The organism is Pseudomonas sp. GD04091, from assembly GCF_029836165.1.
Lineage (GTDB): Bacteria > Pseudomonadota > Gammaproteobacteria > Pseudomonadales > Pseudomonadaceae > Aquipseudomonas.
The window spans coordinates 480,474-502,932 of sequence record NZ_JAOEBG010000001.1; the positions used below are offsets into that span (position 1 = coordinate 480,474).

The following is a 22,459-nucleotide window of genomic DNA, read 5'->3' on the forward strand; positions in this document are numbered from 1 at the left end:
GCGAACGGCTCTTGCGCGAAGGTTGCTCAGTAGGCGGTGACGTCGATGACCATCAAGGTAGGCGCCGGCATTTTCGGTGATGGTGCGATCATCTCCCCTGCCGTCGGTCCGGTGCTCAGCCAGGCCTCCGCCACACCGGTCTGCGGCCCCAGCACCACGCCCGTGGCGCGCAGGATCATCCAGGGCACACCACCCAGGGATGCCGGCGTGGCTTGCTTGGGGAAGTACCCTATGCCAGCCGCGTACCGGCGCTCGCCTGATGGCCACGCCCGTCGCGTGCCGATCGCCGCGTTGGGCACCACGTCGACGATCCTGAGCAACTGGCTGTCCGAATCGAACGACAGGGTGCCCTGGGCATTGAACAGCTGGAAGCCGGAGCGCGAGGCCGCCACCACCTGCTCGCTGAAACCATAGATGTCGACGACCCCCGTTGTCGTCAGGCGAAAGCGCCAGACATTCCCCGTCCTGGACTGCAGGGCAATGAGCATCGAGGTGTCCGAGCGGAAGAAGACCGAACGGGTTGGCTCGGGAATGACAATATCGAAGTAGTAGGACGTACCGGCGAGCGGGCTCGTGGTCGCGGTGAACGGCCCCGCGTAGGTCGCTCGGAACGAGAGGATCGACGTACGGACCTCGGAGGTCAGCTGCCATCCGCCATCATCACGGAATACCGACAATCCGACAGTCATCAGAACACCCCTGCTGAAATGCGCATGCTTCGCCGTGGCAAGGTATAGCGTCTGATCTGGTAGTCGACAAAGGTCCAGCTGACGACACCATTGGCGTAACTGACCTGCGGCAACGTGTAGAGCGTCATCATGTCCAGGTCGAAGGAAGTCTCCTCCTGAAACAGGAAAACATTGCCCAACTCGGCGTTGGGAATCACCCTTGAACCATTTGCCATACCCGTCTCGAACACATCGATGATCTTGCCCACCCTCGTCGACCCATCCAGCATCAGAACGCCACTGGCATTCCACGTCTGCAAGCCCTGTTGCATGGGCATTTACCTCCGGTTTCGGGTGTTCGTCACAGGCGGTCCTCGGCATAGATCGCCGCGCTGATGATGGCTCCGCCCCAGCGCCGCTTGCCCACGCACAGCGGTACCGGGTTGCCGGACGCCGTGGTGTTGCGCGCCGCGCCGAAGGCATAGCCTGGGGTGTTCTCCGGCGCCTGGCTCATGCTCAGCCCCTTGGGCTGCGGACTGAGCAGCTGCATGACGCCACCCAGCGCCATCGCCGCGCCCATGTGGGCGACGAAACCGGCCGTCCCCTCCGAGGCGAACGCCGCACCGACGCCACCGCTGTAGATGGCGGCAGCGGCGATCATGACGATGCCGACGATGGTTTGCAGGGTCCCTGCCCGTTTGCTGCCGGCGACCACCGGAACGATGCGAATCTCTTCCCTGGCCTGGAAACCGAGCTCCGCTTCGCCGACATTGCGGCGGTCGTTGAACACGGCGAACTCCAGGCCGCGCGAGCGCGCATTGGCGAGAAACCGTTCGAAACCAGGCACCAGCACGCACAAGGCCTTGATCGCCTCGCGCGGGGTGTTGACGGCCAGTTCGAAGGTCTTGCCGAACTGGCGCAATTGACCGCCAAGCCTGACACGGGTCAGCGGCGAATGAATGGTGGCTGCTGACATTGCAACTCCTTCTGCGAAAGGCGGCTGCCAGAGGCTGCCGCATTGACCGAGTGATGCCTTGCCCTCACAGGCGGTCCTCGGCGTAGATGGCCGCGCTGACGATCGCCCCGCCCCAGCGGCGCCTGCCGATGCACAGTGGCACCGGCAGGCCGGTGGTGACGGTGTTGCGGGCGTTGCCGAAGGCATAGCCCGGAGTGTTCGAAGGGCTGGCGCTGAGCTTGAGCCCCTTGGGCTGCGGGCTGAGCATCTGCATCACGCCGCCGGCCATGAGACCGGCGCCCATCTGCACGGCCCAGGTCTGCCCGAAGTACAGCCCGCCGACGATCATCACCGCACCGACGATGGTCTGCAGGATGCCGCCACGCTTGCTGCCGGCCAGCACCGGGACGATACGCAACTCGCTGGTGCCGCCCAGGGCGAAGGCGTTGCTGTCGACGTTGCGGCGATTGCGAAAGATCGCGAAGCGCATGCCCAGGCGGTCGAGCCGCCGGATCTCCTCTTCGAAACCTTCCAGGGTGTTGCGCAGGGCGCGGAACACCTCCCACGCCTGGCCACTGTCCAGGCGGCGTCGGTGTTCGCGGCCAAACTTGCGCGCCAGCACACCGGACAACTTGATGGTGGTCGTGGCTGGCGCATTGATCACGGATGCAGCCATCAATGGCCTCCTCTGAGAATCTGCTTGAAACGAAAGCCGCTCAGCCACTGGCGGCGGCATCGCGGTGACGCAACACCAGCCGTGTGCGATCCAGCCACGGGCCGCCGAAGACGATCACCTCGCTAGGGCGTCCGTACAGATGGTGCAGCAGGAACGGGCCGGCGCCGGTCGGCGTCCATTGCTCGCCGGGCAGGCGGGGGTCGCTGCCCAGGTAGATGCCGGCATGGTTGGGATGGGCGGTGCGCCCGATGGCCATGACCAGCATGTCGCCACGCCGCGGAGTGTCCACCGCGACGAAGCCGGCGTTGGCATAGGCCTGCTCGTAGAGGCTCGGACCCTGGGCGTTCTCCCACCAGCCGTCCTCGCGGGCATAGTGGGGGAACGTCAGGCCCCATTCGCGCTGGTACCAATCGGCGCACACCTGCCAGCAGTCCCACAGGCCATGCACGAAGGGACGCCCCAGCAACGGGGTGTCGCCCTTGGGCAGGATGGTGCGCAGGTCGCCTTCCGGCCAGGACAGGATATGCCAGGGCAGGCCCGTGGCCTCGCACATGGCCAGGTCGCGGGTGGACGGCAGGCTGCTGGCATCGGGGTGCGAGTGCACCACCGCGACGATGTCTCCCAGGTCTTCCGCCGCCGCGTAGTCGTGCGGATCGATGCGGAACTCTTCGCCGGGTTCGCTGGCGGTGTTGCGGCAACGCTGGTACTCGAGCCGCCCTGCCCGTTCGATGACCAGCCCACAGGCTTCGCGGGGGTAGTCCTCGGCGGCGTGGTCGCGGATCGCATCGAGCAGGTCCGGTGCCATGGTCAGCTCCGGGCGATCAGCGAGACGGCCGGAAAACCACCATGGGGCAGCTCGGCAGCCTCGCCGAAGCGTAGCTTGCACGAGCTCAGGCCACCCTTGCAGCGATCCTTGGCCGGGTCATCGGTGGGGCGATCCTCGTCGTCGAAACGCAAGCTGCCGGTGTAGCCGCAGTTCGGGCCGCGATAGCCATTGGTCATCGCCCAATGGCAGTAGGCGGTCATCTGCCGGCCCGGCAGGCCGTGGTTGTCGATCTCGCCGGGGGACGACAACTCCCACTGCACTTGCTCATCGTCCTCCTGGGTCTTCTGGTCGAGGAACCAGATTTCCAGGGCCTCCTGGGTCGGATCGGCCTGAGCGTTGCCGGCGGCGAAGTTGCGCGCATCCAGGTACTGGCCGAGGGTCTGGCGCACGGTCAGCTTGAACTTGAGCAGGTCCTCGAAGGCCAGGCACAGGGCAGTGACGCGGCCATCGACGTTGCCGGCGGTGAACTTCGGCCGGGTCGCCCGACCGTTGCTGTTGGCGCCGATACCATCGACCTGCACCGGCCAGGCCGCGTACTCGTTGCCCTGCCACCAGATCGAACGGGCCGGCAGGTCGGCGGCGGCATTGCCGGCCGCGGCGACGGCATCGGGTTCATGGGTGATGGCATGACCGTGGAAACGCAGGGTATCTGCACCGAACTCGCTGCCGTCGATTTCGAACAACACGATTTCCGCGCCCGGCTCGAGTTTCTGGATGTCATTGATCAGAGCCACGTCTGCTCTCCTCGGTCATGGGTGGAAGGCCTGCTCGAATGTCGCACTGATGCTGTACAGGCCGCCGCCCTTGGCGGTCGGCTGATAGCCCTTGCAGCGGTACAGGCCCGGCTTGCCCAACGGCGCGGTCCAGCGAAACGCCCGGCTGCCGCCATGACGGTCGAGAAAATCGGCAATCGCGCGGATCTTCGTCTCGTCACCGATGAACACCAGCGGCCAGGACTGGCTGCGGTTGTTGATGCCATCGGCCACCGCCTGTTGGTAACCGTCGCCGAACTGCACGGTGCGCACGCGGTATTCCACGGTCCCGGTCGGTTCGGTCTTCGGGCTCCAGGTAAAGGTTTCCATGTGATGTTCTCCTTGATCAGCGGCCATGGATGGCCGACCAGATCTGCCCGCCCGGCATCAGCTCGCGGGAAATCTGCTCGCTGGCGCCCTGGCGAGCGGCACCGGCATAGGCGTTGGCCAGCCGCTGGGCATTGCCCTCGCCCGCCGTGGCGTTGCCGTCGCCGGCGGCCACGTTGATGGTCTGCTGGATCACCACTTCGCTGCTGTGGCTGGCCCCCGAACCGCCACCCAGGGCGCGAACGCCCAATGCGCCGTCGGCACCGCGGGTCAGAGGCATGATCGCTTCGGGGCCGGCTTCGCCGAACAGCGCCATCGGCGCCAGGGTCGGACCAGTGGCGACACTGTTGGTGAAGGCGCCACCCTTGGCGAACTTCAGGCTGCTGACGTCGAGTTGCGGGGTGAAGGTGGTGGTGGTGCCGCCCACTGACATGCTGGTTGGGGCTGGCGTGGAGCCGCTGCCGAACCACGAACCGACGAGGTTCATGCCAAACCCGAGCAGGCTGCTCAGCGCCTTGGAGGCTGCGGTCTTGGCCGCCAGCGCGGCCATGTCGGCGATCACCGACTTGGCGAAGTCGGAGAACGACAGCTTGCCGGTGGTGGCGAAGGTCTGCACGGCGGTGCCCATGCGGTCGAAGACGCTGGCAAAGACGGCTTGCGACTGCGCCGCGACGTTACTGGAAGTATCGAGGTACTCCTGCCAGGCGGCGGATGCGCCGACCATCCAGTCGCCGCGCGCCTGGCTCATCATGTCGTAGTCGTTGAGCACCTGGTTGGTCATGTCGGTATGCCGCGCGCGCATGTCCTCCAGTTGCTGCTGGTAGTTCGCGCCATCGGGGCCTGCGGCTCCCAACGGGTTGGCCTGCTCGAACTGGTCCCGTTCGGCGTAGTAGCCTTCGTCCACCTTGAACAGCTGGTCGGCCAGGCCGGCGCGTCGCTTGCTCATGCCCATCTTCGCCACTTCGAGCTCGGCGGCGGCGTGCTGCTTGCGCAGCGCTTCGCTGTAAGGCCTGACAGGATCGTCCTGCACGGCCTGATCCCAGCTCGGCGGCGTATAGGCGGACTGGAAGCGATCCAGCGCCTTCTTCGAGATATCCAGGCTCGAATCGGCGACAGCGCCCACACTCTTGAGGTACTTCTTGTTGAAAGCCTCGACGTTCTTCTGCATCTCGCGCAGGGTGCGGTCACTGAGGGCCGACGCCCTGGACAGTGCCCGTTCGAGGCTGGAGAGGTCGATCGTCGGGCTGAAACTGGCAAGGTTGGTTGCCATGGGCCTACTCCCTGATCATGGTGAAACCCGCCGGGGCGGGTTTCGTGAAGAAGGTGGTGCCGGTCTTCAGCACCACTGCTGCATGGCACTCTCGAGCGACACCCCCTGGCGCCGCTCATGAGGCATGAAATCGATCAACTCGGCGGTGCCGCCGGCTTGATGGTTGGCCTGCAACGCCAGCATGGCGATGCTGGCCTCCAACCGGCGACCGCCGTGCAATGAGCCATGGCGCTGGATGTACTGCGCCCAGTCCCTGGCTTCTGCGTAGCTCAGCCGTTCCTTGGCCTCGCTGATCGTGCGGCCGCCGATGCCGTTGAGCACCAGTTCGTGCCAGAACTCATCGGCGGCCGTCAGTTCTTTGCCGGGGTGTTTCCGGTGCCGTTGACTTCATTGATGGCGTTGAGCAGCACGAAGCCCAGAGAAGGCTCGAGGTTGAAGGCATCCTCGACGCTCAGTGGCTCCTCGCCCTCCTCGCCGAAGCTGATGGACGCTGCCAGATAATGGGCGTTGCGGCTGTGGGACGATTCCTGCTCGGCGAACAGGCGCTCGATCACCCCGAACGAATGACGGCGCACATGCACCACCAGGGTCTGGGCGAGCATCTCGCCGGTCTGTGCATCAGGCCGGTTCCAGACGACGTCCTTGCGCACGCGCTGGCTGTCGACGATGCCACCCAGGGCCTTGAGTTGATTGATGTTCATTCAGTCCTCCGGGTTCAGGCCTTTTTCGCCCAGGTCGAGCCGCCGGTGCGCTGGATGCTCACCGAGGTGGTGACCACCGCGTTGAGGGCAAAGTTGAACGGGAAATCGGCCACGTAGCCGTCGAAGGCGAACCAGGTACGGGTAGCCGGCAGCTCGAAACCGTCGCCCTTGCTATTGACGGTCGGCGCCACGCCCTTGCCGTCGGACCAGCCCACCACCCACTTGACGGTGGTGCTGCCTTTGGCTTCGGACAGCTGGTGCAGGCGGATGTGGCTGGCGTTGGTCGGGTCGGCGTTGAGGCCGAGGGTCGCGGTGCCGGGGGTGCGCAGGCCCTTCTTGTAGGTGCGCTCCGCAGCGTCCAGGGTGGTGTCCTCGATCTGCTCGGCCGGCGCACCGCCCGGTTCGAACGAGGTCACGTGCTCGACTTCCAGCACGCTGAGCGGGCCGGTGCCGGAGACCGGTGGAACCAGTGCGTAGATCTGGGTGCCTTGGGTAAGAATCGACATAGGGGTGTTCTCCTTGAACATGATGAAAGCCGTCGCGGGGAATCCCGGACGGTCGGGTGCTACAGATGAAGGGGAAAGGAATCAGGCTGGCTTGGAGCCATCGAGATAAGGCGGGGCATCCGGGTCCGGTTCACGGCTCTTCAGATAGGCCACCAGTTGTTCGTTGCTCAGCGCCAGCCGTTCGATCGACTGGCCCAGGGCGGTCTGCACCGATGCCTGGTTACGCAAGGCGCTCAGCAGTTCTTCCATTTGGGTTTCCGTCATGCGGCGCTCCTTGCTCAGTGTTCGCGGTCAGCGGTATTCACACCGGCCGCGGGTTGTTCGATGCCCAGGCGGCGAGCCGCCCAGCGTTCATAGAGGCCGATGGCGACATCGGCGCCGGCCATGGCGGTGAGGCAGCCGAAGGCGCTGGCGCTCCAGATCGACATACCGCTGGCGTACAGCAGCATCACCGTCGATACCCCACAGACCATGCAGGCCCCGGAACGCAATGCCAGGCGGCGCAGGAGCGCCCAGCCACGGGCGCCCGCCTTGTCGGCACGCCACATCTCGCCAGACAGACCGCCCAGCAACGCCAGGACGATCACCAGCCAGATCGGCATCTCGAGCAATGCCTGTTGTTCGTTTGTCAAAGTCCTGTCTCCTTGAAAAATGGCCACCTCATCCCTCCATCGACTGGATGATCGGCACCCCGGGCAGGTCTTCGGCCAGGACATGCAGCATCAGCGTGCTGATCAGCCGGTAGGGCTGGCCGTCGCGGGTGACGGTCACCAGCAGGTCGCCCGAGGCAGGGTCGTGCTCGATGGCGACGTCAGCCTTGTTGTCCATGTGGCTGAGCGAGTAGCCCCAGCCGACACCGGCCGGCGGAAAAGGCACCAGGCCCTGGCTGCCGGTGATTCTGAACTGGCCTTCACCGAGTGCCTGCGAGGCCAGTCGCGCCTCTGGCGGGGTGATGTCGTAGGTGCTGCCGTCGTTGAGCAGCGTGATGATTGCGCGCATTCAGGCCACCTTGATCGTGCCGTCGTTGCCGACCTTGCAGTTGGCTGTGTTGAGGGTGGTGACGATGGTGAACGGCACCTGCTGCAAGGCTGCGGCCGGTGGCGGGCCGTCGACCACGATGCCCCAGTCGGACTCCTGCCCTCCGGGCATGGCCAGCGCGCCGGTGTTCAGGCAACTGACCGCGAAGCGCGGGTAGTAGGCCCGGGCCGGGAATTTCAGGTACAGGTTGGCCAGGCCGTTTTCCTCGTAGAGGATGATCTGCAGGCCATTGTTGGCGGCCAGGGTGCCCATCTCCCGCGAGGACGTGTTGACCAGCGCCGTGGCCGCCACGATCTTGCCGTCGTAGAAGTACCAGCTCAGGTCGATGGTGATCGGCGACGTGTAAGTGGCCAGGCAACCATGCAGGCGCACCATCGGCGCAATGCCGCCAGCACTGGGCACCTTGGTCTTGAGCGTGAACGCGTTCACGTAGTTGGACACTGCCATCACGCCGACCTCGCGGTACAGCTGGCCGGACAGCGTCGAGTAGTCGGGCTGCAGGGCGCGGTCCTTGAGCTGCGCCAGGTTGCGGTTGACCTTGTCGAAGCCGGTGCGCACCGTGTCGCCGCCGACACCAGTGGGCGCCGCGCCCATGTTGATGATTTCGAAACCCATTTCACCTCCGTTGCGATGAATTCCGTAGGTATGAAGCTGGCGATGGCTCATGCCCTCGCATTGCCTCGGCATTCCAAAAAGCCCGCCACGCAGGCTTTTCAGTAATGCGTTGTCGAACCGCCGGCCACGACTGGTGACGCCGGGCGATTCCGCTTCAAATTGGTGACTCCGACCGCGGCCGCCTGCCCGCCGGATAACTGATCGTGGTGCTTTACGCTGCACACCCGGGCCAGTTGCCAACCCTCTGAACAGTCGAGGCCTGTTCATCGCTGCCTGTGTAACAACCGGTTGCTGACCGGCTTGAGACACAGGTTATGCATCAATGCATATGCAGTCAATGCAATTTTGAAAATATTTATGCACATGCAAATGCTGAAATGCATGGAGGCCTTGTCGGACACGGGGTGTAGGGATTTTCTGAAGGCGAAAAAAAACCCGCCAAAGCGGGTTTTCCTTGCGAGGGGGAGTCAGCGGGCGTACATGCCCCACCAGAACACATGGCCAAGCAGGCTGATCTGCTCATCCTGCATCTGCTGGAAGCTGTAATCCTCGTCGGGGTGTTCATCGCGGTTGAAGCTGCGCAACCGAATGCCGGTAGGCAGACGGTAGACCTGCTTCACCCGCAGTTGACCATTGTGGTTGATGGCATAGAGGTCGCCATCGATGATGTCGCCGATAGCGCATCGACCGGTATTGACCCCGACCGTCGCACCATCGCGCAGTACCGGCAGCATGCTGTTGCCGCGTACCGTCACGCACTTGGCGTGATCGAACTGCACGCCATTGTGGCGCAGGCTGCGCTTGCCGAAACGCAAGCGGGCGTTCTCGCTCTCTTCGATGACGAATCTTCCTGATCCTGCTGCCAACTCGACCTCACGAAGAAAAGGAACGGACACCTCGTCGTCCTCGACGGGGGTTTCATCGTCCCACAGACTGATATCGCTCAGGGCCGAGTGGCCCTGGGTAAAGGGCCCCGCATCACGCGACTCGCCCAGTTCGGCACGGCCCCGCAGCTGGTCGGTGCTCACGCCGAAGTACTCGGCGATCCTCGACACGTGCTTGTCCGACGGATCGACGATCTTCTCGCTGAGGATCCGCGACAGGGTGGATTGCGGTACGCCCGTACGCCGATGCAGCTCCGTCGGTGACAGGCCGTGGCGATCGAGCAGTTCTCTGAGTACGGTGGCTACGTTGCGCTTTTGCATAAAATGCATATTGACGCCAGCGCGACGAAATTGCAATCACGCCTCGCCAGAACCGCGTCGATCTGGATAAGGTAGCCTCACGTCAGGCAATCCCCACGACACAAGAGGGACCACGATGATCGGCTTCACCTTTCGCCAGCTCGAATACTTCGTCGCCACCGCCGAACAAGGCAGCGTCAGCGCCGCGGCGCGGGTCAAGCACATCTCCCAGCCCTCGGTTTCACTGGCGATTTCCCAGTTGGAGGCGCTGCTTTGCGAGAAGCTGTTTCTGCGCCAGGCCAGCCGCGGCCTGGAGCTGACGCCTGCAGGCCGCCAGCTGCTCGAGCAGGCACGCGAGATCCTGGCCATGGCCGCCGCCATCCGTGGCAGCGGCGAAGAACCACAGGCGCTGCGCGGCAACCTGAGCCTGATCTGTTTCCAGGACCTTGGCCCCTGGTACGCGCCACGCCTGCTCAGTGGCTTTCGCGAGCGCCATCCCGACGTCGCCATCACTCTGTTCGAGGCCGACCTGAGCGAAGTCAACCGGCGCCTGAACGACGGCAAGGCAGAGTTGGCGCTCACCTACGACGTCGGCCTGGACCCCGGCATCGAGCGGCGAGTGCTGGCGCAACTGGCCCCCTATGCCCTGCTGCCCATCGACCATCCGCTGGCCGGCCAGGAGCAGGTCTCGCTGGTGGATCTGGCTCGGGAATGCCTGATCCTCGAAGACATCGCCCGCAGCCGTGAATACTTCCTGTCCCTGTTCTGGGCCCACGACCTGCAACCCCAGGCGCTGCAACTCACCCAGACCTTCGAGATGCAGCGCGGGCTGGTCGCCCACGGCTACGGCGTGGCGCTGTCGTGCACCCGCCCGGCCGGCGACCAGAGCTACGATGGCAAGCCATTGGCCTGCCGCCCGCTGGCCGAGGCGGTCAGCCCGCAGTCGGTGGTGCTGGCGCAGTCCAGTGCCATGCGCCCCTCACCCGCGGCCCAGGCCATGCTGCGCTGGGCCAGCGAGCTGTTCGCCGTCTAACTCAGGCGCCGGCAGCCAGCGGGCGCGGCTGGCGGGCGATCCACAGCCAGTAGCCGAGCGACAGCAAGGCCAGCCAGCCGAGGCCGACATAGAGCGCCATGCGGGTGTCGGGGAACCAGGCCAGCACGACGAAGATGAACAGCATGAAAACGATGGCGCAGGCCGGCCCCAGCGGCCACCAGGGCACCGGAAACTCCAGCGCGGCCACCTCGTCGCGGCTCATGCCGCGGCGCATCGCCACCTGCGACAGGAGAATCATCAGCCACACCCAGACGATCGAGAAGGTCACCACCGCGGCGAGCACCAGGAACAGATCTTGCGGTACCAGGTAGTTGAGCAGCACGCCCAGCAGCAACGCCACGCCCATCACCAGCACGGTCATCCACGGCACGCCGAAACGCGACAGCCGCGCGAAGCCGGACGGCGCCTGACCGTTCTGGGCCATGCCGTACATCATCCGCCCGGCACTGAAGATGTCGCTGTTGATCGCCGACACCGCCGCCGAGATCACCACCAGGTTGAGCACCGTGGCCGCCGAACCGATGCCCAGCCCGCTGAAGATCTGCACGAACGGGCTACCCTGGCTGCCGATCTTCGGCCATGGGTAGAGGGCCATCAGCACCAGCAGGGTCAGCACGTAGAACAGCAGGATGCGCAGCGGCACCGAGTTGATCGCCTTGGGCAGCGCACGCTTGGGATCACGCGCCTCGCCTGCGGTGATGCCGATCATCTCGACCCCGCCGAAGGCGAACATCACCACGCTGAACGAGGCGATCATGCCGCCCAGGCCATTGGGGAAGAACCCACCGTGGCTCCACAGATTGGCCAGCCCGGCGACCGGGTCGGCCTCGTCGCCCAGGCGAATGCCGAACAGCAGCACCGTACCACCGGCGACGATCATCGCGACGATCGCCGTGACCTTGACCAACGACAGCCAGAACTCCATCTCGCCGAACACCTTGACGCTGCACAGGTTCAGCGCACCGATGAAGCAGACGATGCCCAGCACCCAGATCCAGCGCGGTGTGTCAGGAAACCACAGGCCCATGTAGACCCCGAAGGCCGTCACGTCGGCCAGGCACACCACCAGCATCGAGAACGCGTAGCTCCAGCCGGTGAGAAAGCCGGGAAAGCGCCCCAGGTACTGGCTGGTGTACTGCCCGAACGAGCCCGAGACCGGATTGCGCACCGCCATCTCGCCCAAGGCGCGCATCATCATGTAGATCGCCGCACCGCCGATCAGGTAGGCCAGCAGCACCGACGGCCCGGCCAGCTTGATCGCCGACGCCGAACCATAGAACAGCCCGGTGCCGATCGCCGAGCCCAGCGCCATGAAGCGGATATGGCGGGTGGTAAGCCCCCGCCGCAGGTTGTTGTCATCGTTCATCCCAGGGACTCCTCGTTGTTCTTGTTCTGGTGCCCGGGCGCTATCGCCCGGGAGGTGTCACGACGCCCGGGAAGCACTGGGCGCCCGGTCATTAACCGGGCAATCGCGGAGCAAGACAACAAGGTGGGGCATACAGAATAGCTATAGTGGCGCATAGGCAATCTGTGATTTACCCGCCCTGCTCCTGCGCCGATGCTGGCGCCACTACAACAAGAGAGGGCTGTCCATGAATTCCCATTTCGAAGCGTTCCAGCGAGACGGCGCGGTGATCCTGCGCGGCGTGTTCAAGGACTGGATCGAGCGGTTGCGCGAAGGATTCGAACAGAACCTGGCCGACCCCAGCGCCTTCGCCATCGAGAATGTCGGCGCCGGCGAAGGCGGCAGGTTCTTCGAGGACTACTGCAACTGGCAGCGCATTCCCGCCTTCACCGACTTCGTGCGCCATTCGCCCGCTGCGGGCCTGGCCGGCGAGCTGATGGGCGCGCAGCAGGTGCAGGTGTTCCACGACCACATCCTGGTCAAGGAGCCCGGCACCAACAAACCGACCCCCTGGCACCAGGACCTGCCCTATTACTGCGTCGACGGGCTGCAGACCGCCAGCTACTGGATCCCCCTGGACCCGGTCAGCACCAGCAACACCCTCAGCGTGGTGCTCGGTTCGCATCGCTGGCCCAAGCCGGTGCGCCCCAAGCGCTGGGCCAGCAACCAGGACTTCTATGCTGCCACCGACGCGCAGGGCCAGAGCCTGTTCATGGACATGCCGGATGTGGAGAACGGCGAGTACCAGATCCTCGCGCCGGCGATGGAGCCGGGCGATGCCGTGGTGTTCGACTTCCGTACCGTGCATGGTGCCGCCGGCAATGCCGGGACCGGCCGCCGCCGGGCGTTCTCGACACGATTCATGGGCGACGATGTGCGCTATGTGCAGCGGCCGGGGCGCACATCTCCGCCCTTCCCGGGGATCGACCTGCGCGACGGCGATCGCATGCGCGAAGACTGGTTCCCGGTGGTCTGGCGCCGCGGCCAGGCCTGAACCGGCGCCAGGTCTCGCTCCCGGGTGGGCGAGACCTGGTATTCGCGGCACAAGCCCCTTTCCGGCCTGTGCCCGACGGTCAAGAACCTGTAGACTTGGGCGTTTCGCATTTTGTCTGAGACGCTCAGCTCCAAGGCCTTGAATGTCCGATCTTTCCGCACACACCCCAATGATGCAGCAGTAGTGTTGAAAATCAACCCAAGGCCGCGCTGTTAGCGGCCTATGCGTCGATTCTGTCTAATACGGTTTGGCGAGTTGCAGCGACTTTTGCCCAGTAAAACCGGGAAGCATTCGATCAGATTTAGACAGCCCCCCTCCGGCGTTCTGCCAACCCAAATTCCAACCTCAATTTATTCCTTGCCTGCCTGTTAGGACATCGTACTCCCGCTCGCAGAGCTGCCCGGCTATTCTGGCTCGGTCATAAGCTTGCGCCAGCTCTCCCGCTCGTTCATCAGCCCGTGTGAGCAAGTCGGAGAGCACCATCGCGGCGCGGGTGGCTGCCTGGCCTCGGGCGATAGCGGCGGAATCCGTGCTGGGGCAACGGACGGTGGCGGCGAAATTGGCTGCGTCGTGCTGCAGCCGCTGGCCAGCAGCATCGGCGTCAGTAGCGCCAGCATCAGCAGTCGTTCGTTGTTCCTGTGCATTGGCTCTCGCCTCCTCCTGCGCCTTGGCGCGCCGTTGTTCTTCCTCGCGGGCGCCCCGCTCGCCCAGCACCTCGGCCAGGCGATCGCCGCTGTCTCGCTGCGCTGATGCCGCTGCAGCCTCGGTGCGCTCCACAGATCGCCCGTGCTGGTAGACGAGCCAGTGCGACCCGACCACGGCCAGCAGCGCGATCACGCGCACACCCCAGCCGTTCACGCCAACACCCGCACGGCCAGGTCGTACAGTGCTTTCCGTTCGTTCGCGCCGTGCGGCACCCTGCCCGGCTGGCCGGTGTTGATGATGCTGCCGATATCGCTGAAGCGGCCGGCGTCGGCCAGTTCGTTCAGGCCATGGGTGGCCCACCACCAGGCGGCGGACTGGGCCGCGTGCTCTGGCTGCTCGATCAGTTCAGGTTGCTCGAGCAGAGGCAGGCCCAGGGCTTGGGCAGCAGCGCGGTAGTTGTCGCGGCCAGTCAGCTGGATCAGGCCGCGCCCCCGGTACCGCCAGCCGTCGCCCTGCTGGGAGTTGCCGTTGCGGCCAGCATAGGCGTCGTTCGCGATCGCTTCAGGCTTCCGCGCCAGTGCAACGGCCTTTGCGTTGGGCTTGCCATCCGAACTGCGGTACCGGCTCTTCCACGTGGCGGCCAGCCCCTCGGCACTGTAGTTCAGGTTCTCCACCAGGCGGCGCAGCTGTCCAGACTCATGGCCGACCTGTGCAAGGAAGGCCGCCTGCCGCACTGGGCTATCGATCTTCCAGCGCGCCATGGCGCGATTCAATGTGGGTACAAAAATGCCCGCTACAGGGCGGGCATTTGGAAGGATCTGCAGCAGCTGCTGCTCCGTGATCGGCATGCAGTTTTCTCCAGGCAAAAAATACCGCCTCTCGGGCGGTCGGTGGGTTCGGTGCGGGTCAGGCCGGCGGCGCGGGCCAGTCGATCGTCGCGGGGTAGCCGGGCTGGTCCGGCAGGCGGTTCAGCGCCACGCGGTAGCGCTTCCAGTCTTTAAGGCGCAGGGCCTCGGCCTGGGTGGCTTCATCCAGGTCTGCAGCATCTTGCAGCGGGGCGATGGCTTCATCTGCTGCACGCCGGCGCCTGCCAGTTTCAGCGATTACGCCAGCGAGCAGCTCAGCAGCAGCGGCCTGGGCCTTCGCCTCTGCAGTAACCACCGCTGACCAGTCGATCGCACCCGGAGATGTTGCGCCTGGCTGCCCGAGGGGAAGCCCAGGGAGCACGACCGCTCCGTCTGGCGGGTCGATGACGGGAGCAGGAAACCTCGCTTCTGCCGGTGCATCACCAGCGTGCGGCAACAGCAATGTGATCCGCAGTTCTCCGAACGATCGTTCAACATCGCCGAACACCCAATGTGAGCTAACGCTGCCAGCAGGAAGCGTCGCGCCGTCAGGCAGATCGGCGAAGTCGAACTTCACAGAATTGATCGACAGCGTTTCGCCGTCGCGGAACACAATGAGGCTGTCATCCCGGCGCTGCGGGCTAAGTGAAATGCGCATCACTGCCACCTCCCTTTTGCGGTGTAACAGATGTCGATGACTGCCGACGACGACCTCAGGATCTGACTAGCGACATACACCCCCGGCCAATTTGCCTGGTTTGTGAGTCCTGCGGGCACAGTGAAACACTCGAACTCGCCTGACGCCGTGATACTGATCGTGGGAATTTCAGAGAACGGCGTCGGATAAGCGAACGAAGGCTCAAGCGCGCTGAAAAACAGCGAGCCGGAGGCGTTGTTCATCGTCTTCGGCAAGCGAAGCGTTCGCCAGCACTCAAGCGTCCCATCGAGGAACTTTGTGTAGCTTCCATTCGAGTTGCTTCCGCGCTCAATGATTGCACCGGCCGACGCCAGGCCAATCACGTCAGCAATGGCTGCACTTTTCAGCCCGAGGCCGCTCCTCGCTGCGGCGGCAGTTCCCCCGCCCGTGCCGCCCTGGGCCAGGCTCAAGGGCGTTGTGATCCCCGACAGCGACGTGATGTCGCTGTTCGCGCCACTTTTCGCCGCACCGATGTTGGCCCGAAGCGTAGCGATGTCAGTTGCATTCCCGAACAGTGCCAGCGTGCCGCCGAACTGCTCAACAAGCTGCCGCAGCCGATCAGCAGCCTCTTTCACATAGCCTTGCATCGGCGCCACGCCGTATACGCCGTTACCGACAGTGGCCCCCTGATACGCTGGGAGAATGCTGATAACTGTCGGGCTCGCAACGTTCGCCAGCTCATACACGTTGCCGTCGGGACCAATGAAAGCATCCCCGATTCTGCTGTTGGCGGCGAAGTTCGTACCGGTGCCAACAATAGTTGTCTGGCCCGTAGTGATTGCCACCGTGCCTTCTCTATACCACGACATATGAGGTACTCAGTTGAATGGGAATGGGTATCCGCTGGTTTTAATTGCCAGGGCAACCGGATAGCGGTCTGTTGGAACGTCGAAATAGAGTGCGCCGAGTCGAACCGGAGCGCGCTGGGCTGGCAAGTTGGTAGTCCTGGCAGCAAAGCAAAACATGAACTCTACACCGCCAGCCACGCCGTATGCCCCTTCCTGTAGAGCGACTAGGTATTGGTAGTAGCCTTGGGTTGGTCCCTTACCTGCGGTTCGAGTGAAGTTGACATAGGCTGCGTATTCTTCAGAACCACTGATCGGCACGAATACACGATTGATTATGTTGTGGGGGCCATCTGGAGAGATTGGCCCCCAAGATCCCACGCCGCCAACATAGGGTGTTCCTCGATAGTTTGTATCACTAACTACAATCGGCCCAGGCTCCGGTGCCGTTGCCACCCCCGCGATGTTCAGCGGCCTCTGGTTCGAGTTGAACGTGAGTACGCCATCTTCACGCCAGACCTTGAACCCGGTTATCGGGCCACTGTCGCGCATCGTGTCGAAACAATAGAACTTCGTTGAGGGCGTGGCAGAGATGTAGTAAAAGGTCGTCACATCACCGACTTTCGATGAGCCACATTGCGAGCCACTTCCGGCAATGAACACGATAGGCGCAACTGCACCGGAAACTGAAAACCCGTAGACAGGCTCTGCTGTTCCCTCGTACCAACTTGCTGGATCATTTGGATCAAGCTGCATGGATCTAAAAAACAGTCTTGGCCAGGCTGTAACGAGAGACAAGTAGCCACTCTTAAGAAGCCCATACGACACTTTGCTTGTGTCGTACAGAACACTCCCATCTTGCCGGTATGAGCTGAAACCTGCGCTCACGTTGCCCCCTTTAGTAGTATCCGTAGTGGATACGGCAATTCAGCGAGTAGAAGCCCCACCCTCCCGCATACGAATAAGCCCAGCTCAGGGTGGTGCCGACCAGCGTGATGCCTGGTCGTTTCCCCAGCCCGCGATCCTGTTCGCTGAGCTCAGCGACGGCATAGAAGAGCGTCCGCCCTGGCGGCGGTGACGGGAGGACTGCAGATCCATCCACCGCCCCCGTATCGACGTACCCGAGCATCTGGCTGATTGACGTTGTCATGTCGATAAGCAGCGTGCCGTCGGGCGCGTAGGCAAGAAACCCAGTGGCCATCAGATGTTGATCCCCATCTTCGTGGCCACTTGGCCGTTCGGGTAGTACGTGTTCACCGAGCTGTTCGTGATCGTCAGCCGTTCGCCGCTTGTGCCGGTTCCGTTGATCTCGATCGCCCCGCTCTTCTGAATCCGCCAACCGCGCTGGCCTGAGATGAAGTCATTCGACTGGATCGTGTCGCCGATCATCGCGTTTGTGATCCAGCCCGTGCCGATCAGGGCTTGGCTGATGAACACCTGGCCACCCTGCACAACGAATGGCGAGGTGAGCGTGCCGTTGATGTTGTTCACCACACCGAACCGATCAGCGTTCACCAGGAAGGTGCTCTGCAGGCCGGCGGGGCCGTTCTCGATACCAAGGCCGATGCCCGCTGCGACGTACTGTCCCTGCGCGTTCAACTGCAGCTTGACCGACCACATTGCGCTTGCCTTACCCTCGAGGTCTGCCTGCGCCTCACTGACCGTTTGCACTGCAGCATCGGTCTCGCCGATCTTCGCCTCGAGGGTTTCCGAGCTGCGAGCGAGCGCGTCGGTCTCTGTGGTCCGAACAAGCTGCTCACGGGCGATCGCAGCAGTCGAGGTCCACAGCTTCATGGCGCCCGCAAGATCTCCCTCGGCATCATCCTCGCGCGAGGAGGCCCGGAGAACTTGCACGCTTTCTGCTGTCGCGGTGACCCTGCCGTCGACTTCCTCAATCTTTGTCGTGTTGGTCGCCACCTGCTGGGCCAGGCCACCGACCGATTCGACGGATTGGCCGACATCGAGCCACAGCGCGGCATTTGGCGGGGCATTCGCGCCAGAGGCATCGGCCGGTACCGGCCCCTTGGCTTGATAGATCCGGCCATCGACAACAACCATCTGATCTTTTTCGTAGGCCTGGTCCTTGTCGTACGCCTTCAGCCCGTCCAGGGCATCGATCTGGTCCTGCAGGCCGTCGATCTTGTTCTTCAGCTCATCGCCGAGCATCGACTCGTCGATCTCGCCGGAGATCATGTCGAGGATCGGGCCAGGATCGGTCTGGGCGATACCCTGCACGGCGGTCGGCGGTACTGGGAAGAACGGACCGATATTGCCGGTGCGATCCACCAGGCGCGCCCAGAAGAAGAACGATGCGCCGGCGGCCAGGCCGGACATCACGTGCTCAGACTGCGGGTAGGCCAGGTCTGCCAGCTTTGCGGCGCTGGCCAGGTCGTTGATCGGGTTGCTCCAGATCTCTGTGCGCTGGGTGTCCTCCGCGCCAGGTGGCAGCCCCCACTTCAGGCGAATCGCGAAGATCTCGCTGGTCGCAGTGAGGAACGTCACCGCCGGCGGCGCGCCTTCCTTGCCCTTCAGGTCGGTCAGTATCGAACTGCGCCAGGTCGACGTGATGTCAAATGCACTGACAGCGCGAACCCGTGCGAGATACTGGCCGGCGTAAATGCCGACCACATCAACCGACGCTGTGCCGGTGCGCTGCAGGCGAATCCAGTTGCCGCTGTCCTTGCGCCACTCGATGTCATAGGCCACGGCCCCCTCAACTGCCGGCCAAGCGATGGTCATGGTGCTGACCGCAAGACCCTGGCTGATCGCGTAGTCAGACGACAGGGTCACGCTCGCCGGCGGCGGCACCGTCGTCACCGGGATGACGCTGATCGGACGCTCCTCGAGCTTTGCCCCGGTATCGATCGCGGCGAACTTACTCGGGTTGAACTCCAGCGCGGTGATCTCGTACTCGCCTTCTGCAGTGCGCGAGGTCTTGAGCACCCGAAACAGTTGGGCCGCCAGGTCGTCAGCATCAATCGCCCACTGCAATTCAGGCTCCGGCTGAACGCTGTATGCCGTGGTTACGGTCACTGCGCGGCCGGCGACCGACTCAACGGTACGGCCCTGAGCGCTGCCGTTCGGCAGGTTGATGATCAGCCGGTCGCCAGCCTTGATCTGCGTGTCACGGTCAAGGGTCACGACCTTCCCAGCTGCGGCGGCGATCCGGCCACCATTCGGGCGCCCGGACAGCAGCTCATCCGCCACCGGGATGACGTGACCAGGCAGCGGAATGCGGCCCTCCATACCGGTGCGGAAGGTAACGGTGCGGTCCTGGTTGTTGCTCAGCAGCGCCCACTTGCCGCGGCGCTGAGCCTCCGACGCGCGCGTGCAGCCGATGGCAGAGATCTCGATGGGCCGATCCTGGTACCGGCGCTGCAAAGCCAGGTCGGTGACAGGAATAACGTCTGTGTCGTAGTTGTTGCCTGGGTTGTCGTAGCTGACCAGGGCGCGGCTGTAGTGCGTGCTGCGCTCTGCCCCGCCGTATGTAAACTCGCCGTCGATGACGTTGGCGCGAGTGAACACGTAGTCAAAGTCCTGCGCCCGGGGCATGTCGGCCTGCATGAACAGCGCGCCCTGTGCCCAGTACACCATGCCCCGGTAGATCGCCGACAGGTCGCGCAGCAGCGTCCAGGCCTCGGCCTTGCCCTGAAGGTTCATGTCGCACAGGAAGCGCGGCTCCTGCCCCCCCACCCCATCCGGCACCAACTGGTCGCAGTACTGCGCGATGCGGTACATCTCCCACTTGTCGACCATCCACGACTTAATGCGCTTGCCCAGGCCGAAGCGATCTTCGACGCACAGCCCGTATGTGACGAACGCCGGGTTGTTTGTCCAAGCCTGTTTGAAAGTGCCGTCCCACGTGCCGCTGTAGGTGCGGGTGATCGGGTCGTAGTTGGTCGGCACCGGCCAGCGCCGCGCCTTGCACTTCACGGTAACCGACGGGATGTTCTGGAACTGCTCGGCGTCGAACTCGATGTAGAGCAACGCGGTGTTGGGGTAGCGCAGCTTCTGGTCGATGATCTCGGTATAGCCCGCGATCGTCATCGTGTCGGCGATGGTGCCAGTGTTGGCATTCGGCGTGAGGCGCCGCGCGCGGATCACCCAGCCCGAGGTGGCAACCGGCAGATCAACGCGCACGGACCGCTGATAACCGCTGCTGGTCTTGCCGCTGACTGCGTTCCGGTGCGCTTCGACGAAGGCGCCGCCGTCGGTTGCGATGTCGATGGCATACTCGATGGTGTAGCCGTTGGTATCGCCGGTGGTCGGGCTCTGCTGGAGCAGGCGCGGCCAGGAGAAACGCAGGCGCACCGCCGACAGCTTGGTGTTGCTGAGCGCGCGGGTCCACGGTTGGTCGCTGCGCAGCTCCACCCCTACCGATGTCTCACTCTCGATCGCCGGGATGCCCTGGATGTAGTCCTGCTCAACCGAGCCAGATCGCCAATCCCACTTCACGCCCGGGAAGTTCACGTTGCCGCTGCCGTCTTCGATTGGGGTGTTGTCGAGGTAGATGTCGCGGGCCGTCGGCGTGCCGTCGAACTCGCCTTCGCCCACGGCAAGCAGGAGCTTGGCAATGTTGGTGGATCGCAGGCTATCGGGGGCCTCGTACGGGGCCTTCGGTTTCTTCTCGCCGCCCTTGGCGCCGCTGACTACGGGTTGAAGTTCTGCGCCCATGCTTTCCTCCGGGCAAGAAAAAGCCGCCCGAAGGCGGCATGGTGACGTTTCAGTTGCTACGCCTTGTCTTCGGCGTAGACAGATGCGGAGATAATCGCCCCGCCCCACCGGCGCTCACCGATGCAGATCGGCACAGGGTTGCCGCTGGCGGTTGTGTTCTTGGCGCTGCCGAAGGCGTAGGACGGCAGGTTCTCTGGGGCTGCGCTCTGTGACAGGCCTTTGGCCTGCGGGCTGAGCATCTGGATGACGCCGCCGATGGCCAGGGCCGCACCGGCCTGATACAAAAACGGTGATGCCCCGGCGAAGGGCGTGAAGGACAGAACGAAGCCAACCGCAATGAGGACGGCACCAAGAACTGTTTGGAAGACCCCGCCACGCTTACTTCCCTCGAGAACTGGAACGATCCTAAGCTCTCTTACCCCACCCCGCTCGAACTCATCTTGGCCAACGTTCCGGCCATTGCGGAAAATGGCAAAGCGTATGCCGAGCTGAGAAAGACGCCTGATTTCTGCCTCAAAGCCAGGAACGGTTGCATTGAGCGCTCTGAACACTTCAACAGTACTTCCGCCGTCCAGGGCTCTCCGATGAAGACGCCCGAATTTTAGGGCCAGAGAGCAGGAGAGCTTGATATCTGTCATCGGCTCATAATGCGCAACGGTCATTGCCATGAGTTTCTCCAGGTATAAAAAAACCTCCCGAAGGAGGCTTGGTATTTGGCTTAGGTCAGATACAGCTGCGCGCCACCTGCACCCATTCCGACCAGGTGCTGTTCCTGGTGTAGACGCGAACCTTGGCGCCGCCCGTTCGGCTCTCAACAATCGCCATCACAGGCGTCCCAACCATGTCGATATCCAAGCGAATCCTGTAACCGATTTCGGTCTCGGTAGATGCTACTCGGCTATTGAGGTCCTGCCATTTCGGCGTCAGGCACCTGGAAAAATCCCTAGGTGACTTGCTGGTGAGCGCCTCAAGGGTAGGCCCCTTTCCCTCCAGATCCGCAGGAGACACGCACCCCGCCAGTAACGCCAGCCCCAGAGCAGCAATCAGAATTCGCATGTGATCCCTCCCTTGAAAGGGCCGAATGTATCACTTGACGGCGCGATGACGCAGCACCAGGCGCGCACGGTCCTGCCAAGGTCCGCCGTAAATGATCACTTCACTGGGGCGCCCGTACAGGTGGTGCAGCAAGAATGGGCCGGGGCCGTACAGCTCGGCCTGCTCGCCTGGCAGCGTGGGGTCGCCTCCCAGGTAGATGCCGGCGTGGTTCGGGTGCGCGGTGCGCCCCACGGCCATGACGATCATGTCGCCGCGCTGCGGCTGGCTGACCTGGTAGAACCCGGCCGCCTCGTAGGCTTGCTCGTACAAACTTGGCCCGGCCGCCTGCTCCCACCAACCGTCCTCACGGGCGTAGCGGGGAAAGGTCAGGCCCCATTCACGCTGGTACCAGTCGGCACATACCTGCCAGCAGTCCCAGGCGCCATGCACGAAAGGCCGGCCCAACAGCGGTGTTTCGCCGGTCGGCGTGATCGTCCGCAGGTCGCCCTCCGGCCACGAAAGGATGTGCCAGGGCAGGCCCGTGGCCTCGCACATGGCCAGGTCTCGCGGCGAAGGCCTGCTGGTGGCGTCCGGGTGCGAATGCACGATACCGATCACCTGGCCTTGGTCCTCGGCCTCGGCGTACTGCTCCGGTGCGATGCGAAACTCCTCGGTTGGCTCGGTGGCCACGTTTGCGCAGGGAAAGTAGATCTGCTTTCGGCCCACAGCCAGGATCAGCCCGCAACACTCGCGCGGGTACTCCGCCGCAGCGTGCTGCTGCACGGCGGCAAGTATGTGTTTCAACAT

Annotated in this window: 29 protein-coding genes; 2 read left to right on the plus strand and 27 right to left on the minus strand. The window is 63.8% G+C overall.

The window, feature by feature from the left end; all coding sequences use genetic code 11:
* Positions 1-26: 26 nt before the first annotated feature.
* From N7422_RS02255 to N7422_RS02330, 16 genes are all read right to left on the minus strand, one after another.
* A complete protein-coding gene (locus N7422_RS02255) occupies positions 27-689 on the minus strand; it encodes a hypothetical protein (RefSeq protein ID WP_279804937.1) in 663 nt (220 codons plus the stop codon).
* A complete protein-coding gene (locus N7422_RS02260; RefSeq protein WP_279804938.1) occupies positions 689-1,006 on the minus strand; it encodes a hypothetical protein in 318 nt (105 codons plus the stop codon). The genes N7422_RS02255 and N7422_RS02260 overlap by 1 nt, the downstream gene beginning before the upstream one ends.
* 23 nt (positions 1,007-1,029) lie before the next feature.
* The gene (locus N7422_RS02265) at positions 1,030-1,644 is read right to left on the minus strand and encodes a tail assembly protein (RefSeq protein ID WP_279804939.1); all 615 of its coding nucleotides are present in this window, start codon (positions 1,642-1,644) and stop codon (positions 1,030-1,032) included.
* A 64-nt stretch (positions 1,645-1,708) separates the two neighbouring features.
* Positions 1,709-2,299 (minus strand): tail assembly protein, encoded by a 591-nt coding sequence (locus N7422_RS02270; protein ID WP_279804940.1) that lies wholly within the window; start codon positions 2,297-2,299, stop codon positions 1,709-1,711.
* Between the two features lie 40 nt (positions 2,300-2,339).
* Entirely contained in the window at positions 2,340-3,104 is a 765-nt protein-coding gene (locus N7422_RS02275) for a C40 family peptidase (protein WP_279804941.1), read from the minus strand.
* Between the two features lie 2 nt (positions 3,105-3,106).
* Entirely contained in the window at positions 3,107-3,859 is a 753-nt protein-coding gene (locus N7422_RS02280) for a phage minor tail protein L (protein WP_279804942.1), read from the minus strand.
* A 15-nt stretch (positions 3,860-3,874) separates the two neighbouring features.
* Entirely contained in the window at positions 3,875-4,207 is a 333-nt protein-coding gene (locus N7422_RS02285; protein WP_279804943.1) for a phage tail protein, read from the minus strand.
* A 16-nt stretch (positions 4,208-4,223) separates the two neighbouring features.
* Positions 4,224-5,474, minus strand: coding sequence for a phage tail tape measure protein (locus N7422_RS02290; RefSeq protein WP_279804944.1), 1,251 nt, complete (start codon positions 5,472-5,474; stop codon positions 4,224-4,226).
* A gap of 66 nt (positions 5,475-5,540) precedes the next feature.
* Positions 5,541-5,795, minus strand: coding sequence for a hypothetical protein (locus N7422_RS02295; protein WP_277503080.1), 255 nt, complete (start codon positions 5,793-5,795; stop codon positions 5,541-5,543).
* Positions 5,796-5,824: 29 nt separating this feature from the next.
* Complete coding sequence (locus N7422_RS02300; RefSeq protein ID WP_279804946.1) at positions 5,825-6,175, minus strand: phage tail assembly chaperone family protein, TAC; 351 nt, start codon at positions 6,173-6,175, stop codon at positions 5,825-5,827.
* A gap of 14 nt (positions 6,176-6,189) precedes the next feature.
* Positions 6,190-6,681 carry a phage tail tube protein gene (locus tag N7422_RS02305; protein ID WP_279804947.1) on the minus strand — a complete coding sequence of 164 codons (492 nt, stop codon included), beginning with the start codon at positions 6,679-6,681 and terminating at the stop codon, positions 6,190-6,192.
* A gap of 81 nt (positions 6,682-6,762) precedes the next feature.
* On the minus strand, positions 6,763-6,945 hold the full coding sequence (locus tag N7422_RS02310) for a hypothetical protein (RefSeq protein ID WP_279804948.1): 183 nt from the start codon (positions 6,943-6,945) through the stop codon (positions 6,763-6,765).
* 14 nt (positions 6,946-6,959) lie between these two features.
* Complete coding sequence (locus N7422_RS02315; protein ID WP_279804950.1) at positions 6,960-7,313, minus strand: phage holin family protein; 354 nt, start codon at positions 7,311-7,313, stop codon at positions 6,960-6,962.
* A 28-nt stretch (positions 7,314-7,341) separates the two neighbouring features.
* The gene (locus tag N7422_RS02320; RefSeq protein WP_279804951.1) at positions 7,342-7,680 is read right to left on the minus strand and encodes a hypothetical protein; all 339 of its coding nucleotides are present in this window, start codon (positions 7,678-7,680) and stop codon (positions 7,342-7,344) included.
* On the minus strand, positions 7,681-8,334 hold the full coding sequence (locus N7422_RS02325) for a hypothetical protein (RefSeq protein WP_279804952.1): 654 nt from the start codon (positions 8,332-8,334) through the stop codon (positions 7,681-7,683).
* Between the two features lie 467 nt (positions 8,335-8,801).
* The gene (locus N7422_RS02330) at positions 8,802-9,539 is read right to left on the minus strand and encodes an XRE family transcriptional regulator (protein ID WP_279805097.1); all 738 of its coding nucleotides are present in this window, start codon (positions 9,537-9,539) and stop codon (positions 8,802-8,804) included.
* Positions 9,540-9,654: 115 nt separating this feature from the next.
* Here N7422_RS02330 and N7422_RS02335 point away from each other — a divergent pair, with 115 nt between their 5' ends.
* Complete coding sequence (locus N7422_RS02335; RefSeq protein WP_279804953.1) at positions 9,655-10,551, plus strand: LysR family transcriptional regulator; 897 nt, start codon at positions 9,655-9,657, stop codon at positions 10,549-10,551.
* A gap of 1 nt (position 10,552) precedes the next feature.
* On the opposite strand, the gene N7422_RS02340 is transcribed toward N7422_RS02335, so the two are convergent.
* Entirely contained in the window at positions 10,553-11,938 is a 1,386-nt protein-coding gene (locus tag N7422_RS02340) for an amino acid permease (RefSeq protein ID WP_279804954.1), read from the minus strand.
* A 226-nt stretch (positions 11,939-12,164) separates the two neighbouring features.
* Here N7422_RS02340 and N7422_RS02345 point away from each other — a divergent pair, with 226 nt between their 5' ends.
* Complete coding sequence (locus N7422_RS02345) at positions 12,165-12,971, plus strand: phytanoyl-CoA dioxygenase family protein (RefSeq protein WP_279804955.1); 807 nt, start codon at positions 12,165-12,167, stop codon at positions 12,969-12,971.
* A 345-nt stretch (positions 12,972-13,316) separates the two neighbouring features.
* Here N7422_RS02345 and N7422_RS02350 read toward each other — a convergent pair whose 3' ends face one another.
* From N7422_RS02350 to N7422_RS02395, 10 genes are all read right to left on the minus strand, one after another.
* Positions 13,317-13,829, minus strand: a complete 513-nt coding sequence (locus N7422_RS02350; protein ID WP_279804956.1) for a DUF2514 domain-containing protein — start codon at positions 13,827-13,829, stop codon at positions 13,317-13,319.
* Positions 13,826-14,464, minus strand: coding sequence for a glycoside hydrolase family 19 protein (locus N7422_RS02355; RefSeq protein ID WP_279804957.1), 639 nt, complete (start codon positions 14,462-14,464; stop codon positions 13,826-13,828). Before N7422_RS02355 ends, N7422_RS02350 begins: the two co-directional genes overlap by 4 nt.
* Before the next feature lie 58 nt (positions 14,465-14,522).
* Positions 14,523-15,119: a tail fiber assembly protein gene (locus N7422_RS02360; protein ID WP_279804958.1), complete on the minus strand. Its 597-nt coding sequence runs from the start codon at positions 15,117-15,119 to the stop codon at positions 14,523-14,525.
* Positions 15,119-15,967 carry a phage tail protein gene (locus N7422_RS02365; protein ID WP_279804959.1) on the minus strand — a complete coding sequence of 283 codons (849 nt, stop codon included), beginning with the start codon at positions 15,965-15,967 and terminating at the stop codon, positions 15,119-15,121. Before N7422_RS02365 ends, N7422_RS02360 begins: the two co-directional genes overlap by 1 nt.
* 9 nt (positions 15,968-15,976) lie before the next feature.
* Positions 15,977-16,831, minus strand: coding sequence for a hypothetical protein (locus N7422_RS02370; protein ID WP_279804960.1), 855 nt, complete (start codon positions 16,829-16,831; stop codon positions 15,977-15,979).
* Positions 16,832-16,841: 10 nt separating this feature from the next.
* Entirely contained in the window at positions 16,842-17,144 is a 303-nt protein-coding gene (locus N7422_RS02375) for a hypothetical protein (RefSeq protein ID WP_279804961.1), read from the minus strand.
* On the minus strand, positions 17,144-20,617 hold the full coding sequence (locus N7422_RS02380; protein ID WP_279804963.1) for a phage tail protein: 3,474 nt from the start codon (positions 20,615-20,617) through the stop codon (positions 17,144-17,146). The genes N7422_RS02375 and N7422_RS02380 overlap by 1 nt, the downstream gene beginning before the upstream one ends.
* 56 nt (positions 20,618-20,673) lie before the next feature.
* A complete protein-coding gene (locus N7422_RS02385; RefSeq protein WP_279805098.1) occupies positions 20,674-21,279 on the minus strand; it encodes a tail assembly protein in 606 nt (201 codons plus the stop codon).
* A 61-nt stretch (positions 21,280-21,340) separates the two neighbouring features.
* Entirely contained in the window at positions 21,341-21,673 is a 333-nt protein-coding gene (locus tag N7422_RS02390) for a hypothetical protein (protein ID WP_279804964.1), read from the minus strand.
* 30 nt (positions 21,674-21,703) lie between these two features.
* Positions 21,704-22,459 carry a C40 family peptidase gene (locus tag N7422_RS02395; protein WP_279804965.1) on the minus strand — a complete coding sequence of 252 codons (756 nt, stop codon included), beginning with the start codon at positions 22,457-22,459 and terminating at the stop codon, positions 21,704-21,706.

Coding starts and splice junctions, on each gene's coding strand:
- N7422_RS02255 (WP_279804937.1), bottom strand. CDS start 689: ATGACTGTCGGATTGTCGGTATTCCGTGATGATGGCGGATGGCAGCTG.
- N7422_RS02260 (WP_279804938.1), bottom strand. CDS start 1,006: ATGCCCATGCAACAGGGCTTGCAGACGTGGAATGCCAGTGGCGTTCTG.
- N7422_RS02265 (WP_279804939.1), bottom strand. CDS start 1,644: ATGTCAGCAGCCACCATTCATTCGCCGCTGACCCGTGTCAGGCTTGGC.
- N7422_RS02270 (WP_279804940.1), bottom strand. CDS start 2,299: ATGGCTGCATCCGTGATCAATGCGCCAGCCACGACCACCATCAAGTTG.
- N7422_RS02275 (WP_279804941.1), bottom strand. CDS start 3,104: ATGGCACCGGACCTGCTCGATGCGATCCGCGACCACGCCGCCGAGGAC.
- N7422_RS02285 (WP_279804943.1), bottom strand. CDS start 4,207: ATGGAAACCTTTACCTGGAGCCCGAAGACCGAACCGACCGGGACCGTG.
- N7422_RS02290 (WP_279804944.1), bottom strand. CDS start 5,474: ATGGCAACCAACCTTGCCAGTTTCAGCCCGACGATCGACCTCTCCAGC.
- N7422_RS02300 (WP_279804946.1), bottom strand. CDS start 6,175: ATGAACATCAATCAACTCAAGGCCCTGGGTGGCATCGTCGACAGCCAG.
- N7422_RS02305 (WP_279804947.1), bottom strand. CDS start 6,681: ATGTCGATTCTTACCCAAGGCACCCAGATCTACGCACTGGTTCCACCG.
- N7422_RS02310 (WP_279804948.1), bottom strand. CDS start 6,945: ATGACGGAAACCCAAATGGAAGAACTGCTGAGCGCCTTGCGTAACCAG.
- N7422_RS02320 (WP_279804951.1), bottom strand. CDS start 7,680: ATGCGCGCAATCATCACGCTGCTCAACGACGGCAGCACCTACGACATC.
- N7422_RS02325 (WP_279804952.1), bottom strand. CDS start 8,334: ATGGGTTTCGAAATCATCAACATGGGCGCGGCGCCCACTGGTGTCGGC.
- N7422_RS02330 (WP_279805097.1), bottom strand. CDS start 9,539: ATGCAAAAGCGCAACGTAGCCACCGTACTCAGAGAACTGCTCGATCGC.
- N7422_RS02335 (WP_279804953.1), top strand. CDS start 9,655: ATGATCGGCTTCACCTTTCGCCAGCTCGAATACTTCGTCGCCACCGCC.
- N7422_RS02340 (WP_279804954.1), bottom strand. CDS start 11,938: ATGAACGATGACAACAACCTGCGGCGGGGGCTTACCACCCGCCATATC.
- N7422_RS02345 (WP_279804955.1), top strand. CDS start 12,165: ATGAATTCCCATTTCGAAGCGTTCCAGCGAGACGGCGCGGTGATCCTG.
- N7422_RS02355 (WP_279804957.1), bottom strand. CDS start 14,464: ATGCCGATCACGGAGCAGCAGCTGCTGCAGATCCTTCCAAATGCCCGC.
- N7422_RS02360 (WP_279804958.1), bottom strand. CDS start 15,119: ATGCGCATTTCACTTAGCCCGCAGCGCCGGGATGACAGCCTCATTGTG.
- N7422_RS02365 (WP_279804959.1), bottom strand. CDS start 15,967: ATGTCGTGGTATAGAGAAGGCACGGTGGCAATCACTACGGGCCAGACA.
- N7422_RS02375 (WP_279804961.1), bottom strand. CDS start 17,144: ATGGCCACTGGGTTTCTTGCCTACGCGCCCGACGGCACGCTGCTTATC.
- N7422_RS02380 (WP_279804963.1), bottom strand. CDS start 20,617: ATGGGCGCAGAACTTCAACCCGTAGTCAGCGGCGCCAAGGGCGGCGAG.
- N7422_RS02385 (WP_279805098.1), bottom strand. CDS start 21,279: ATGACCGTTGCGCATTATGAGCCGATGACAGATATCAAGCTCTCCTGC.
- N7422_RS02390 (WP_279804964.1), bottom strand. CDS start 21,673: ATGCGAATTCTGATTGCTGCTCTGGGGCTGGCGTTACTGGCGGGGTGC.
- N7422_RS02395 (WP_279804965.1), bottom strand. CDS start 22,459: ATGTTGAAACACATACTTGCCGCCGTGCAGCAGCACGCTGCGGCGGAG.